A 14,948-nucleotide genomic window follows, 5' to 3' on the forward strand; every position below is an offset into this window, starting at 1 on the left:
ACTTGATTAGATATTAAGTCGAGGTGCACTTTGCTCCCCGGCTTTTTATTTTGGGCAATTGTTGATTTATCGCCACAAAGTCATCAATTTATGTTAAAATTAGATTATGAGAAAAATTCTAATAATTAAAAAGGAGGTTATGTTATGCTATTGAAGTCATTGGTTAAACCTAAAGGCAGTTTAGTTACCGTTTCAGAAAACGTTTCATTAGAACAAGCTCTTGAAACGTTGGAAGAATCTGGTTACAGATGTATTCCTATCTTAGACGAAACTGGAACAATCTTTAGAGGTAACATCTACAAGATGCATATCTACCGTCACAAAGCTAACGGTGGTGATATGTCTCAACCTGTTACCACATTATTAAAGAATGCCACTAAGTTCATCAATGTTAATTCAGCCTTCTTCCACATTTTCTTTTCGATTAAGGATTTACCTTATATCGCTGTATTGGATGATAATAATCGTTTCTACGGTATCTTGACCCACACCCGTTTATTGGACATGCTTTCACAATCATGGAACGTAAACGTTGGCAGCTATGTTCTTACAGTTCTAGCTCCTGGTAACCGTGGTGATCTAGAATCAATGTCTAGAATCATCACTAAGTACACTGCAATCGCCAGTGTTATCAGTTTAGACGGTCAAGAAGGTGAATTGGTACATAGAGTTATGTTCACCCTTCCCGAAGAGGTAGATAAGAAATTGTTAAAAAGAATCACTGCTGCGTTAGAACGTAAAGGTTTTAAGATTGCAGAGATTGAAGATTTAGCGAACGAGAAATAACATTATCGAAACAAAAAAGGATGCGAATTAAATTCGCATCCTTTTTTTATGTATGTTTTACTGTACACCAATACTTAATTTCAATGACTCGTCCACTCGTTTCATAAACTTATCACTTAAGTGATCTACTCGATCATGTAATCGTTGTTTATCAATTGTTCTAATTTGTTCTAATAGGATAACTGAATCTTTTTCGATTCGGGTCTTATCAGCACTAATAGCTACGTGAGTAGGCATCTTTGGCTTTGAAATTCTAGCAGTAATTGCGGCAACAATCACGGTAGGACTGTAGTGATTCCCGATATTGTTTTGGATGATTAATACCGGTCTCATTCCACCCTGTTCGGAACCAACAACTGGTGATAGGTCAGCATAAAAAACGTCGCCACGTTTTATTTCAACGTTAGCCATTCTAACATCCCCTATCTATAATGAATTCATCTGAATTCTAAAACGTAATGTGATGCACACTTGAGGTTTCACAAAAAGTGAATTCCTTTGAAATAGCACGATTAATATCGGTCATCTCAGTGTACCCAGCAATTAAATTCTGGACTATCAAATAATCGTTAAAACATGGATTAACCACAATCCTAGTATGTGTATCAATTGAAACATTCATTCTAGGATGTGATATTTTTACTCTGTTACTTGATGTAGCTGTACTTAGAAGTGAATAAACATATCGATTCTTAGATTGCATTGATTAATCCTCTTAAAACGGGCTATTCTACCACAATGCGTGGTAGTCTATCAGTGAGTAAGCAAGCCACTTCATAATGAATTGTATCACAATATGACGCAATGTCTTGTAAAGTAATCTTTTCTTTACCGTCTTGACCCACAATTGTAACTTTTGTGCCTGGATTCACTGGTTCGTCTAGTTTAATCATTAATTGATCCATGCAAACTCTACCAACAATTGGGCAGAACTTGCCGTTCACCAATAGTGAGAAGCCTTGTAATGCTCGAACAATTCCATCGGCATAACCAACTGGAACTGTGGCAATCCATTCAGGTTCCTTGGATGTGTACGTCGCGCCATATCCAACTGAACGGCCTGCATCAATTTTTTTACAGTAGACAACTTTTGTTGTTAAACTAAGTGCTGGTTTTAATTCGTATGGTAGGTCTAGTTCCCCACCAGATGGATTCAAACCATAACCAGCAACACCAAATCTAATCATGTTGCAGTTAAACTCACTATGCCACAAGCTAGTAGCTGAATTAGACACATGTACATACTTTGGTAATGTATCTATAACAGAAATTAAATCATTAAATCGTTCAACTTGCAAATCAAAATACTTTACGTTATGTGTATCAGCGGTTGAGAAGTGTGTAAAGATTCCTTCAAAGTTGAAGTTATCCGATTGATTCAAGAAATCAACCGCTTCTTTAAGTGAATCCTTGTCTTGAAAACCAATTCTCCCCATTCCAGTATCCAAACCGATATGAACATTTAGCTTTGGTAGATCTTTTTGAGCCAATTGTTCATCGGCTGCTCTTAACCAATCAATGGATGAGACAGTGGCTGAAATTTTTCTTTCTGCCATTAATGATGCATGTTCTACATCAGTGATTCCTAACACTAGGATGGGTTCGTCAAAACCAGCATCCCTTAGTTGTAATGCTTCGTCTAAAATGGCTACACAAAAACCATCGGCGCCAGCCTTCTTCGCTTCGTGTGCTACTGCAACCGCCCCGTGGCCATATCCATTGGCCTTTACGACCATGAATAAGTATTCGTTATTTTTCAAACGTTTCTTTTCGTTACTAATATTATGATATAAAGCACTCTTACTAATTAATATTTGTGCATTTCTATGAGTTCCTACTACCATATTAATCTTTCCTCCAATTAATAATGGACATTTCCTTTTATTGTAGTTCTTTATGTAAAAAAAAGCTATTGACAAATTTTCATATCAACAGCTTTTTTGTTATTAATCTTTGTTTTTAATTGTGAATGACTTGTTTGGACGTTTGTGGTTTGATGAACGGTTACCCTTCTTGTGATCATCACGGTGGTTGCCACCGCCATTACCATTGTAACGACGACGGTTTCCGCCACCATTTCTGTTACCACCACGCTTGAAGCCGCCACGACGGTTGCCACCGCCACGGTGATATCCACCACCATGACCGCGCTTGTTCTTGTTAGGAAGTGGCTTTTCAGCAGTGATGTGAACCTTAACTTGGTTTCTAGTCATCTTGCTTAATAGCACTGATACTAATTCCTTAGCATCGTATTTTTCTAACAATTCGTCAGAAGCTTCCGCGAATGGTTCCATCTTAGTCTTTTCGATTAATGAACCAATTTCCTTAGTGGCTACTTCTAGTTGGCCCTTCAATGCTTCATCAGCTGAAGGTGGCTTAAGAGGTAACATTCTAACCTTAGTTAGCTTTTCAATGTCTCTTAAGTAACTAGTTTCGTTTGGTTCAACAAAAGTCATTGAAACACCATGACGTCCAGCACGACCGGTACGACCAATTCTGTGAACGTAACTTTCTGAATCTTGAGGAATATCGTAGTTGTATACGTGAGTAACACTTGAGATATCAATACCTCTAGCAGCAACGTCGGTTGCAACTAAAACGTCAACTTTGTCATGCTTGAAGTCCTTCATAATTTGTGAACGACGGTTTTGAGTTAAGTCACCATGAATTCCTGCTGCACGGTATCCGCGTAGTAGAAGTCCCTTAGAAACTTCGTCAACACGACGCTTAGTACGACAGAATACGATAGTTACCTTAGGTGCTTGGATATCAAAGAATCTAGTCATGATATCAAACTTTTCAAATTGTTTTACTCTGATGTAGTATTGATCAACTAAATCAGTAGTTAATTCTTTAGCCTTGATAGTAACTTGTTGAGGATCCTTCATGAATTGAACACCAACACGTTTTATTTGTGGTGGCATAGTTGCAGAGAATAACAATGTTTGTCTTTCTTCTGGAACTTGTTTTACGATGCTTTCAATATCATCTAGGAATCCCATGTCCAACATGTCATCGGCTTCATCTAGAACCAATGTCTTAACATGGTCTAATTTTAATGTACGTCTGTTGATATGATCCAATAAACGTCCAGGAGTACCCACAACAACTTGTGGTTTACGCTTTAAGCTTTGGATTTGTCTTCTGATGTCAGAACCACCAAAAACTGATACAGCCTTAACGCCCTTTTCTTTTCCAAAACGACTAATTTCGCCTTGAGTTTGAATAGCTAGTTCACGAGTTGGTGAAATAACTAATGCTTGCACGTTTGGATTATCTAAATCAACGTGTTCAATAATAGGAAGAGCAAAAGCAGCTGTCTTACCTGTACCTGTTTGTGCTTGTCCTAAAACATCCTTACCTTGTAGGGATAAAGGAATTGTTTCTGCTTGGATTGGAGTGGCTTCCTTAAAACCCTTGTCTTCAATCGCTTTTAATAGATCTTCTGAAAGACCTAATTCTCTAAACTTCAAATATGTTTCCTCCTAAACGAAACATTCAATATAATACCGTCATTAGCTAAGGAAGAGTCCGTTCCCGTTAATGCGCTAATAACTTGATTATAAAAATTCCGTGTTCTAAAAAATGTAACTAGACTAATATAACCCTTTTGGGTCAAATTAGCAAATGAATTACCTATATTAATTTGTTAGTTTATCTAATAGTTTTTCTAAATGAATTCCGTGACTAGCTTTCAATAGTACTTGGTCACCTTCATAAATTTCAGCATTTAATTGATCGTATAACTCATCCAATTGGTCAGCCTTAAAGTAGAAAAGGTTTTCTGATGGATAAACTAAGCTTAGCTTATCGTACAAGTACTTCATATCAGGACCAATTAAGTACACGCTTTGCACTTCTTTTGGATCTAATACTTCGGCTAATGATTCGTGTAATTGAATTGATTGATCACCTAGTTCCAACATGTCTCCTAAAACGGCAATTTTACGGCCATCAATCTTTTCTTGAGTAAATGCGTTCACTACTTCTTTAACAGCAGTAGGATTTGAATTATAAACGTCTGAAAGGATCATTTCATGCTTACTTCCTTCAATCCATTCAGTACGGTTATTAGTCAAATTAACATTCAACAATGCCTTTTGGATGTTTTCTTCTCTGATTCTGTATAGGTCACCAATGGTGATGGCTACCAATGCGTTGTTAACATTGTATTCACCAATCATCGGAATCTTGAATTCAATATCTGAATACTTATTAACCTTAAATGTGGTTTGTACTTCTGTTCCAGCAATATCGTAAGCATAAAAATCATCATCTTTATTCAAACCAAAAGTGCGTTTGAATGGTAGTGATTCACTGCGACTTGCTAATAGTGGTTCGTCACCGTTATAAACGAAAATACCATCTTCCTTTAATCCGTTGACGATTTCCATCTTGGCATCAGCAATCTTATCACGAGTACCAAAGAATTCAATGTGAGCTTCACCAATCATTGTGATGGCTGCAACGTCTGGTTCAACTAAGTGACTCAAGAAATCTAGTTGACCCGGACGATCCATGCCCATTTCAACAACCAATACTTCGGTGTTTGGTTCCATATCTAAAATGGTCATTGGCACACCAATTTCGTTGTTGAAGTTGGCATGAGTCTTAGTGACGTTGAATTGAGTGGATAATACTGAAGCCACCATATCCTTGGTAGTAGTCTTTCCATTACTTCCAGTAATTGCGACAACCTTAGGATTAATTTTAGCCAAGTAGTATTGGCTTAATCTTTGTAGTGCTTCTAATGTATTATCTACAACGATAATTGGAAAATCTGTTGGAGCATTTTCGTGGTCTTTTTGCCAGAAAGTTGCTACGGCACCATTATCAATTGCACTTTGAATGTAGTCGTGACCATCGTTTTGACTAACAAGTGGCACAAATAGTGCCCCGTCTGTTAGTTCCCTGCTATCAAAAGCAACACTAGTAATATCAATATCTTCATATTCGCTAATATCATTTTGCGCAGAAACAGCACGAGCAACTTCTGTAAGTGACATTTTCATATCTAATAAATCTCCATTTCATCAGTTCGATAAGTGTTACACATATTATAACATGAAACGAGAAATTATTTTAAACCCGTTTTGCCAATCCATTATGAGACAATCCTTTGTTTTTAATGAGGTCTTATAAAAACTATTAACTAATTGTCAAAACACTGTTAATATGTTTAATGGATAATAATTAATGGGGACGTGACTACTTTGAAAAAAGTCTTATTTGTGTGCCATGGAAACGTTTGTCGTTCTGCAATGGCTCAGGCCATTTTTAGCAAGATCGTAAAAGAGCGTGGATTGGAAAGTGAAATCGCGGTTGATTCTGCTGCGACAAGTACCGAAGAAATCGGTAATCCGCCACACCCAGAAGTTCGTAAATTGTTGGACCAAAAACAAATTAGCTATGCAGGTCAACATTCAAGACAAATCGAATCATCTGATTTCCAAAAATATGATTTAATCATTGGAATGGATTACGAAAACATGAACAACCTGCTTCACTGGGCTCCTAAAGACCAAGCCCACAAGATTCATCTTTGCTTAGATGTTATCGATGGAATGCAGGGTAAAGAAATCGCAGATCCTTGGTATACCGGTAACTTTGATTTAACCTTTGATCAAATTAACGAAGCGATGCCAAAATGGATTGACTATGTGTTAAATATGTAAAAAAAAGACATATCCGAAACGGATATGTCTTTTTTATCTTTACTTGAAACCGTATTTCTTGTTGAAACGATCCACAGCACCATCGGCTTGAGTGAACTTTTCACGGCCAGTGTAGAATGGATGAGAATCTGAAGAAATTTCAAGACGTACTAATGGGTATTCATTACCATCATCCATAGTGATAGTTTCAGCTGAGTTCATAGTTGAACCAGCCATGAATTTAAAACCAGTACTTGTATCTTGGAATACCACTTGGTGGTATTCTGGATGAATTCCTTGTTTCATTATAAATCGCTCCTTTGCCCTGTATCATATGTTGATTCAGAGATTATCGTTTAGTCGACTTGATTATAGTAACACTAAATAGAAGTTAATTCAACATGAAAATTAACTTTCGTCGTTAACTAATTCAACGACAGCATTTAGATTAGTTAGCTTATCAATAATGTTGTCATAGCCTCGTAAAATGTTGTCTGCGTTATCAATCACAGTGGTTCCTTGTGCCATTAAACCGGCAATCATTTCTGATGCTCCGGCACGGATTTCCCCTGCTTCAATCTTTGAACCAACAAGTGCGTCAGTATGACTTACGATGATGGTACCGTTACCTTCATCATATCTAATCTTGGCACCCATCTTTTTTAGTTCGGAGATGTGCTTGGTTCTCTTTGGATAAATAGTGTCAATGATTGTACTATCACCAGCAGCCATTAGTAGTAGTGGCGTAATTGGTTGTTGTAAATCAGTGGCAAATCCTGGATATGGCATTGTCTTAATTTCGATGTTCTTAAGTTCTTCAGTCTTTGGAACGTAGATACTATCTTCATTAATTTGTAGATCAATACCCATTTCTTGTAACTTAGCAATGAATGATTCCAAATGTTCTGGAATCACGTTTTGAATTTTCACACCGTCACCGTAGGCTGCAGCCATTGATAGGTATGTGCCTGCTTCGATTCTGTCAGGGATAATGATGTGAGTGTTCTTGGCACGAAGTGATTCAACCCCTTCGATTCTAATCACATCTGTACCAGCTCCCCTAATCTTGGCACCCATGTTATTCAAGAATGTAACGACATCAATAATTTCTGGTTCCTTGGCAGCATTTCTGATGACAGTTGAACCCTTAGCTTTAACGGCAGCTAAAATAGCATTGATGGTTGCCCCCACTGAAACAACATCTAAAAAGATTTGTGCTCCGTGTAAACCATCTTCGTCGGTTGTGATGATGATTTCATCCCCATCATTTTCAACATTTGCTCCCATTGCTTCGAAAGCCTTGATGTGTTGGTCAATTGGTCTAGGACCGATGTTATCTCCACCAGGGAAAGTAATCTTAGCACGACCAAAGCGTCCTAATAGTGCTCCCATGAAGTAGTATGATGCTCTTAAACTTTTAATTGCCTTACTTGGTAAGGCACTTTCATTTATTGTTGTTGGGTCGACGTTTAATATTCCATCGGCAAAATCTGATGAGACATTCATTGATTCCAAAATCACCATTAGATTGTGTACATCTAAGATGTTTGGCACCATGTCGAATTGCACTGGTGTGTCGGCTAGAATAGCTGCTGGAATTAATGCAACAGTACTATTTTTAGCTCCACCAATGGTCACGTTACCAGATAAACGATGGCCGCCCTTTATTATCATTTTATTCATTGTTTAAATTCCTCGCTTACAGTTTCACTAAATAATAGTGAACAATAACAATATTAAATAATAAATATTAAAAATACAATAGTTTAGGCTAAATTAAACATACATTTAATAAAATCAACAAAAAAAGGCCGGAAAATTTCCTGGCCTTTTCTGTAAAACATATTATTTGTTGTTTTCTTCATGTTGTTCGTGTGCAGCTGCAACGAATGCCTTGAATAATCCTTCAGGTCTAGTTGGACGTGATAGGAATTCTGGGTGGTATTGAGCAGCAACGAAGAACTTGTTAGTAGGAATTTCAACAACTTCTACCAAGTGATCATCTGGAGAAGTACCGGCAATAACTAGACCGTGAGCTTCCATTTCTTCTCTGTATTCGTTGTTGTATTCGTAACGGTGTCTGTGACGTTCTGAAATTTCAGCCTTGTTACCGTAAGCTGCAGCAGTTACAGTACCAGGTTTTAGCTTACATGGGTAAGCACCTAGACGTTGAGTACCACCCATACCATCGATATCAGCTTGGTCAGCCATTAAGTCAATGATCTTGTGTGGAGTTTCTGGGTCAATTTCAGTAGTGTTAGCATCTTTGTAACCTAATACATCACGAGCAAATTCGATACTTGCAATTTGCATACCTAAACATACACCTAGGTAAGGCACGTCGTTTTCACGAGCGTACTTAACTGCAGTAATCATACCTTCGATACCACGGTCACCGAAACCACCAGGAACGATAATACCGTCAGCATCGCCAAGTAATTCTTCAACGTTATCTTCAGTAACTAGTTCTGAATTTAACATCTTTAGGTTAATCTTTGCATCAACTGGGTAACCAGCATGACGTAATGATTCAGTAATTGAAATGTAAGCATCCTTTAGTTTTACGTATTTACCAACTAAAGTAATGTTAACAACATTCTTTAAGTTTTGTACTTTTTGTTCTAGTGCCTTCCATTCAGTCATGTCAGCCTTAGGAGCATCCATACCAAAGTGGTCAACAACTTGTTGATCCATACCTTGAGCTTCTAGCATCAATGGAACAGTGTAAAGTGTTGGAGCATCTTTTGATTCAACAACAGCTTCTGGCTTAACGTCACAGAATAGAGCAATCTTTCTCTTCATTGCATCAGTAACGTCTTGTTCAGTTCTAACAACTAATAGGTTTGGTTGGATACCTAAACCACGTAGTTCTTTAACTGAGTGTTGTGTTGGCTTAGTCTTCATTTCGCCAGCAGCACGTAAGTAAGGAATTAAAGTGGTGTGGATGTAGAATACATTTTCATCCCCTACTTCGCTCTTCATTTGACGAATAGCTTCTAGGAATGGTAGTGATTCGATATCACCAACAGTACCACCAATTTCAGTAATTACGATATCAGCGTTTGATACCTTAGCTGCACGCATGATTTTTTCTTTAATCATACCAGTGATATGAGGAATAACTTGAACAGTTGCACCCAAGTAGTCACCGCGGCGTTCTTTTCTCAATACTTCTGAATAAATTTTACCAGTAGTTACATTTGAGTATTTATTTAAGTCATTATCAATGAAACGTTCATAGTGACCTAAATCAAGGTCAGTTTCAGTACCATCATTAGTAACAAACACTTCACCGTGTTGGTATGGGCTCATAGTACCTGGGTCGACGTTAACGTATGGATCAAACTTTTGAATAGTAATGTTGATTCCACGGTTTTTTAATAAACGTCCTAGTGATGCAGAAACAATTCCTTTTCCTAGTGAAGAAACAACCCCACCAGTAACAAAAACATATTTAGTCATGTGAAAAAACTCCTCATAAAATCTATTAGGGTAAAAATTAAAAACTCCCTATTCATTGAGAATAGGGAGTCATTGATTACTATAATCGATCAATTGTCCTTACAAACTCTTTTGTAAGGAGCCCAAAAATAATATTACATTGTTCTAGGTTTATAGTCAAGAAATATAATTATTATTTCTAGGAAAAATTAATCTTTAGAATCATCGTCGATGTCATCGTCATCATCGTGTAATTCTGACAATTCGCCTTCGATACCATCAGGGATGTTATCGTCGTCAACATCGTTCTCTTCGTCAATTTCATCTAAATCTTTGTGATACTTGTCGGTTTCGTCGACACCTTCATCGGCATCTTCAAATTCGTCGTCTTGGTCTTCTGGATCATCATCATCGTAATCGATAACGTCATCATCGTCAGAAGCATCAGCTAAGAATGCGTTAACCTTACGACGCTTTTTCTTTCTAGGACGATCGATATCTTCGTCTTCAGGATGAACTGTAGCTTCATCGATTGAATCATATGGATACCAAGTTCTTAGTCCCCAAAGATTATCACCTAAAGAAATAAAACTACCATCAACGTTCATATCTGTGTAGAACTGTACCAATCGTTTACGAATTTCTTCATCAGAATCACCCAAGTATTTTTGGATTTCGTTGGCGATATCAGCAAAGGCCATTACTTCCCCACGTTCAGAAAGAATTGCGTGAGCAACTTCGACCATTGATAATTCTTTTTTGTCTTTACCTTCTAAGGCTTGTAATTTCAAATCGGTGCACGTCCTTTCAAAATACTATTAATATCATACCTTTTTAAGCAGAAAATTGCAATGTAAGATTGTATTCTCCTACAATCATTCCGCCAGAATGTAATTCATAGTCAATCCCAAGCTTACCATTCATTATATCTTCATTATAATCGTAGTTTAACTCTTTTGTTTTGACCAAAATTTTTATTGGACCATACTCAGTTTGGTAAATTGTGTCGTGATCTTTGTTTTCATCAAAAATCATTCTAGAGTGATGTCCACCATTGGCTTGGCGAGTTAATTGAACATGTTCATCGGTAATTTTCAAAGTAACGTTTGCTACTGCTTGATTATCTTGATGTTCGGTGAAGCGAAGGTATAGGCCGTTGTTCATTTGAACCAGGCTACCCACTTCTTCAAATATAAAGTCTTCGCGCTCTGCATCTTGGAAAATAGTTGTCTTTAAGTTCACAACAACCTTTTGAGCATTTTCATTTTTATCCATCACACTGACTCACCTTCCCTCATTTCATATATCACAAACTAATATTATATACGGACATGTCCATAAATGCATTAATTAATGGTCGGAAAATTAATTATTTCATTTAAAACTTTGTTATAATAAGCATAAATAACTTATATACAAATAGTAAGGAGGTAAGAATTTGGAATACCAAGAAAAACTACTACCTCGAGAAAAGGTTTTTCGAGATCCGGTTCTTAACTACATTTACGTACAACACCAAGTAATTTTAGACTTGATTAATACTAAAGAATTTCAACGATTAAGACGAATTAAACAATTAGGACCTGCGTCATACACATTCCATGGTGCAGAACATTCAAGATTTACCCACAGTTTAGGAGTGTACGAAATTACCCGCCGCATCTGTGATGGTTTCCTTAGAAACTATCCTAGTAAAGTCGCCGGCGATGGCCTTTGGGATGATTCTCAAAGATTAGTTGCACTATGTGCAGCATTGCTTCATGACATCGGACACGGTGCCTACTCACATACCTTTGAACACATCTTTGGTACTAACCATGAAGCAATCACCCAAGAAATCATCACCTCTGAAAAGACAGAGGTTAACCAAGTGTTGAGTAAGATTAGTCCTAGTTTTCCAAAAGAAGTCGCTAGTGTAATCGACCACACTTATCCAAACCAACAAGTGGTTCAAATGATTTCTAGTCAATGCGACGCCGATAGAATGGATTACCTACTAAGGGATGCCTACAACACCGGCGCCAACTACGGTAACTTTGACTTAACCAGAATCTTACGTGTGATGAGACCTTACGAAGGTGGTATCTGTTTTGAAATCAACGGGATGCATGCCGTCGAAGACTACATCATCTCTCGTTTGCAAATGTACATGCAAGTGTATTTCCATCCAGTATCACGTTCGATGGAAGTTATCCTAAGTCACCTTCTTCAAAGAGCCAAGGAACTAGCCGGTCAATTAGATAAAAACGACAGTCTAACTCCACACCTATTAATGCCATTCTTCAAGAATGACTTTACTATAGATGACTATTTGAAACTAGATGACGGGGTCTTAAACACATACTTCATTAACTGGATTGATTCAGATGACAAGATTCTATCTGATTTAGCTGATCGTTTTATTAACAGAAAGCCACTTAAATCTGTAGAATACAATAATGAAACTGAATCATTGATTCCAACCATGCAAAAATGGATTCGAGAAGCTGGTTTCGAAACCAGTTACTACACCGCCGTTAACAACAGCTTTGATTTACCATACGATGCTTATGATCCAAACAAAAAGCATCATGCTACGCAAATTGAACTTAGAAGAAACGATGGTACAATGATTGAACTATCCAAGATTTCTCAATTAGTTAGCGCCGTTACCGGTAAGCACTTGGGGGATGAACGCTTCTTCTTCCCTAAGGAAATGTTATCTAAGGATAGTGACATCGATTTATTCGAACCAGTTTATCAAGAGTTTCAAAAACACATTAAAAACGATGAATTAATTAAGTAAGGAGGATTTCTCCATGAGTGAAATCAAATTAATCGCCATTGATATCGATGGTACCCTTTTAAACGAAGAAAACATTTTATCTCAAGAAACAATCGATGCTGTTACTGAAGCAAGAAACAATGGCATCAAAGTAGTTCTATGTACCGGTCGTCCTTTAACTGGTGTTAAACCATACCTAAAGAAACTAAACATTTCTGGTAACGACGAATACGCCATTACTTTCAACGGAGCGCAAGTGCAAGATGCAGACGCTAACATCATTGAAAAGTTTGATTTAGATTACAACGACTTCGTTGGACTAGAAAAACTAAGTCACAAGTTAAACACTAACTTCCAAATCGAAACTACCGACTACATCTACACCACTAACCGTGACCTAAGTCCTTACAGTGTGGCTGAAAGTTACCTTGTAAGAATGCCAATTCGTGTTCGCGAACCACAAGAAATCACTGATGAAACTGAAATTGTTAAGGCAATGCTAATCGCTGATCCAGATATTATTGATAAGGCTATTCCAAATATCCCAGAAAGTTTCTTAGACCACTTAACAATGGTTAGAAGTGAACCAGTATTTTTAGAATTCGTTAACCAAAAAGCTTCAAAGGGTGCTGCTTTAAGTAAGCTTGCTACTCGTTTAGGCTTCACCGCTGAAAACGTAATGGCAATCGGTGATCAAGGTAACGACATTAGCATGGTTACCTACGCCGGCACTGGTGTTGCTATGGGTAATGCTGCTGACGACTTAAAGAAAGTTGCCAACAAGATTACTAAGACAAACAAAGAAAACGGTGTTGCATACGCCATTCGAAACTTTGCTTTAAAATAATTAATCATAAACAAAAAGAACTCACTTCAATGAAGTGAGTTCTTTTTTTATAGTGTGATAATGATTGCAAATGCAATCCAGATAATTCCAATTATCAACGTTAACTGTGCAAATGGACGTACCATAATTTTTGCATTCTTAATGCCACCAATTTTATTGGCCGGAATCTTTTCGTTTTCAAAACGTTCATCATCACCCTTACGGTGAAAAATACGCCATCCAGTGAAAAGATGTCCCTTGGATAATACTCCAATCAAGCCAATGACTGTGAATAGTAACCCTATCAAGAATAGATAGTTACTAATCGTAATAGCACTAACTTTAAACACCATTGCTATTAAAGCAACGACGATTCCAACTAACGCTATTAGCAGTCCTAATCTTTTTGGTTTATTCATTATTCTGCGTTACTTCTGAAACGGTTGCTGAATAATGGACTAACGGCACGATCTTCGTTAATACGCTTAATTGCGTCACCGATTAATGGAGCAACTGAGATTTGTTCAATCTTATCAATTTGCTTTTCTTTTGGTAAGCGAATTGTATCAGTAACAACTAGCTTCTTGATTGGTGATTGTTGGATACGATCAATTGCAGGACCTGATAATACAGGGTGTGTACAACATGCGTATACTTCTTTAGCTCCAGCATCCATCAATGCTTGAGCACCTAAAGTGATAGTACCAGCAGTATCAATCATGTCATCAACCATCAAACATGACTTACCTTTAACATCACCAATGATGTTCATGATTTCAGCAACGTTTGCCTTAGGACGACGCTTGTCGATAATGGCAATTGGTGCCTTTAGGAATTCGGCCAATGCACGGGCACGAACTACACCACCATGGTCAGGTGAAACTACGACTGCGTTTGAGTCCCAGCCGTGGTTAATAAAGTGATCAGCTAATAATGGTGCACCCATCATGTGATCAACTGGAACATCGAAGAAACCTTGGATTTGCGCAGCATGTAAGTCCAATGCAACTACACGGTCAATTCCAGCAGTTTCTAGCATGTTAGCAACTAGCTTTGCTGTAATTGGTTCTCTAGAACGAGCCTTACGGTCTTGTCTAGCGTAACCATAATATGGGATTACCACATTAATTGTCTTAGCACTTGCACGTCTAAGAGCATCAATCATAATCATTAATTCCATTAAATTATCATTAACGGGAGCTGATGTAGATTGAATGATATAACAGTTATCCCCACGGATACTTTCTTCAATGTTAATTCTAATTTCGCCATCGCTAAATCTGTCAACGGATGTTTCACCTAAATCAACACCAACACGATCAGCAATTTTTTCTGCCAAAGGAATGTTAGAGTTTAAAGCGAAAATCTTCAATTTAGGATCAGAATATCTTTCAGCCATAAGTCCTCCACCTAACAATAAATTCTATAATTCGTAACTATATTCTTAATTCACAGTTAATTTTACACTATAATTGAT

Annotated in this window: 15 protein-coding genes; 4 read left to right on the forward strand and 11 right to left on the reverse strand. The window is 37.4% G+C overall.

The genetic code is table 11. The features are described from left to right. The first annotated feature begins 144 nt into the window (after positions 1–144). Positions 145–786: a cyclic di-AMP binding protein CbpA gene (gene cbpA / locus OEZ61_RS04590; RefSeq protein WP_034532479.1), complete on the forward strand. Its 642-nt coding sequence runs from the start codon at positions 145–147 to the stop codon at positions 784–786. Between the two features lie 57 nt (positions 787–843). Here the strand turns inward: cbpA and OEZ61_RS04595 are convergent, their stop codons facing one another. From OEZ61_RS04595 to murF, 4 genes are all read right to left on the reverse strand, one after another. Then, positions 844–1,197 carry a type II toxin-antitoxin system PemK/MazF family toxin gene (locus OEZ61_RS04595; RefSeq protein ID WP_034532478.1) on the reverse strand — a complete coding sequence of 118 codons (354 nt, stop codon included), beginning with the start codon at positions 1,195–1,197 and terminating at the stop codon, positions 844–846. Positions 1,198–1,511: 314 nt separating this feature from the next. Beyond that, positions 1,512–2,630, reverse strand: a complete 1,119-nt coding sequence (alr, locus tag OEZ61_RS04600) for an alanine racemase (protein WP_290047045.1) — start codon at positions 2,628–2,630, stop codon at positions 1,512–1,514. 102 nt (positions 2,631–2,732) lie between these two features. Beyond that, positions 2,733–4,259 (reverse strand): DEAD/DEAH box helicase, encoded by a 1,527-nt coding sequence (locus tag OEZ61_RS04605; RefSeq protein WP_290047046.1) that lies wholly within the window; start codon positions 4,257–4,259, stop codon positions 2,733–2,735. A gap of 168 nt (positions 4,260–4,427) precedes the next feature. Beyond that, positions 4,428–5,798, reverse strand: a complete 1,371-nt coding sequence (gene murF / locus OEZ61_RS04610; RefSeq protein ID WP_034534390.1) for a UDP-N-acetylmuramoyl-tripeptide--D-alanyl-D-alanine ligase — start codon at positions 5,796–5,798, stop codon at positions 4,428–4,430. Between the two features lie 201 nt (positions 5,799–5,999). On the opposite strand from murF, the gene OEZ61_RS04615 reads away from it, so the two are divergent. Continuing rightward, positions 6,000–6,461: a low molecular weight protein-tyrosine-phosphatase gene (locus tag OEZ61_RS04615; protein WP_034534392.1), complete on the forward strand. Its 462-nt coding sequence runs from the start codon at positions 6,000–6,002 to the stop codon at positions 6,459–6,461. Positions 6,462–6,500: 39 nt separating this feature from the next. Here the strand turns inward: OEZ61_RS04615 and OEZ61_RS04620 are convergent, their stop codons facing one another. From OEZ61_RS04620 to OEZ61_RS04640, 5 genes are all read right to left on the reverse strand, one after another. Then, positions 6,501–6,746 (reverse strand): type B 50S ribosomal protein L31, encoded by a 246-nt coding sequence (locus OEZ61_RS04620; RefSeq protein ID WP_034534394.1) that lies wholly within the window; start codon positions 6,744–6,746, stop codon positions 6,501–6,503. Positions 6,747–6,848: 102 nt separating this feature from the next. After that, positions 6,849–8,123, reverse strand: coding sequence for a UDP-N-acetylglucosamine 1-carboxyvinyltransferase (locus OEZ61_RS04625; protein ID WP_290047047.1), 1,275 nt, complete (start codon positions 8,121–8,123; stop codon positions 6,849–6,851). Between the two features lie 162 nt (positions 8,124–8,285). Beyond that, a complete protein-coding gene (locus OEZ61_RS04630) occupies positions 8,286–9,902 on the reverse strand; it encodes a CTP synthase (protein ID WP_034532471.1) in 1,617 nt (538 codons plus the stop codon). Between the two features lie 188 nt (positions 9,903–10,090). Beyond that, entirely contained in the window at positions 10,091–10,672 is a 582-nt protein-coding gene (gene rpoE / locus OEZ61_RS04635; RefSeq protein ID WP_034532470.1) for a DNA-directed RNA polymerase subunit delta, read from the reverse strand. A 43-nt stretch (positions 10,673–10,715) separates the two neighbouring features. Further along, complete coding sequence (locus tag OEZ61_RS04640; RefSeq protein ID WP_051592206.1) at positions 10,716–11,156, reverse strand: DUF1934 domain-containing protein; 441 nt, start codon at positions 11,154–11,156, stop codon at positions 10,716–10,718. A 163-nt stretch (positions 11,157–11,319) separates the two neighbouring features. Here OEZ61_RS04640 and OEZ61_RS04645 point away from each other — a divergent pair, with 163 nt between their 5' ends. Both OEZ61_RS04645 and yidA read left to right on the forward strand, forming a co-directional pair. Then, complete coding sequence (locus OEZ61_RS04645) at positions 11,320–12,666, forward strand: HD domain-containing protein (protein ID WP_250232949.1); 1,347 nt, start codon at positions 11,320–11,322, stop codon at positions 12,664–12,666. Positions 12,667–12,679: 13 nt separating this feature from the next. Then, on the forward strand, positions 12,680–13,492 hold the full coding sequence (gene yidA / locus OEZ61_RS04650) for a sugar-phosphatase (protein WP_290047048.1): 813 nt from the start codon (positions 12,680–12,682) through the stop codon (positions 13,490–13,492). Between the two features lie 47 nt (positions 13,493–13,539). Here yidA and OEZ61_RS04655 read toward each other — a convergent pair whose 3' ends face one another. Further along, the gene (locus OEZ61_RS04655; protein WP_041152436.1) at positions 13,540–13,890 is read right to left on the reverse strand and encodes a DUF3899 domain-containing protein; all 351 of its coding nucleotides are present in this window, start codon (positions 13,888–13,890) and stop codon (positions 13,540–13,542) included. Then, the gene (locus OEZ61_RS04660) at positions 13,890–14,870 is read right to left on the reverse strand and encodes a ribose-phosphate diphosphokinase (protein ID WP_034532467.1); all 981 of its coding nucleotides are present in this window, start codon (positions 14,868–14,870) and stop codon (positions 13,890–13,892) included. Before OEZ61_RS04660 ends, OEZ61_RS04655 begins: the two co-directional genes overlap by 1 nt. Positions 14,871–14,948: the final 78 nt, after the last annotated feature.

Origin of the sequence: Apilactobacillus sp. EABW-1NA (assembly GCF_030398685.1) — a bacterium.
Taxonomy (GTDB): domain Bacteria; phylum Bacillota; class Bacilli; order Lactobacillales; family Lactobacillaceae; genus Apilactobacillus; species Apilactobacillus waqarii.

Bases quoted from the DNA above. Each gene is read 5' to 3' on its own strand.
- OEZ61_RS04655 (WP_041152436.1), bottom strand. From the start codon at position 13,890: ATGAATAAACCAAAAAGATTAGGACTGCTAATAGCGTTAGTTGGAATC.
- OEZ61_RS04620 (WP_034534394.1), bottom strand. From the start codon at position 6,746: ATGAAACAAGGAATTCATCCAGAATACCACCAAGTGGTATTCCAAGAT.
- cbpA (WP_034532479.1), top strand. From the start codon at position 145: ATGCTATTGAAGTCATTGGTTAAACCTAAAGGCAGTTTAGTTACCGTT.
- OEZ61_RS04625 (WP_290047047.1), bottom strand. From the start codon at position 8,123: ATGAATAAAATGATAATAAAGGGCGGCCATCGTTTATCTGGTAACGTG.
- yidA (WP_290047048.1), top strand. From the start codon at position 12,680: ATGAGTGAAATCAAATTAATCGCCATTGATATCGATGGTACCCTTTTA.
- OEZ61_RS04660 (WP_034532467.1), bottom strand. From the start codon at position 14,870: ATGGCTGAAAGATATTCTGATCCTAAATTGAAGATTTTCGCTTTAAAC.
- alr (WP_290047045.1), bottom strand. From the start codon at position 2,630: ATGGTAGTAGGAACTCATAGAAATGCACAAATATTAATTAGTAAGAGT.
- OEZ61_RS04630 (WP_034532471.1), bottom strand. From the start codon at position 9,902: ATGACTAAATATGTTTTTGTTACTGGTGGGGTTGTTTCTTCACTAGGA.
- OEZ61_RS04595 (WP_034532478.1), bottom strand. From the start codon at position 1,197: ATGGCTAACGTTGAAATAAAACGTGGCGACGTTTTTTATGCTGACCTA.
- OEZ61_RS04640 (WP_051592206.1), bottom strand. From the start codon at position 11,156: ATGGATAAAAATGAAAATGCTCAAAAGGTTGTTGTGAACTTAAAGACA.
- murF (WP_034534390.1), bottom strand. From the start codon at position 5,798: ATGAAAATGTCACTTACAGAAGTTGCTCGTGCTGTTTCTGCGCAAAAT.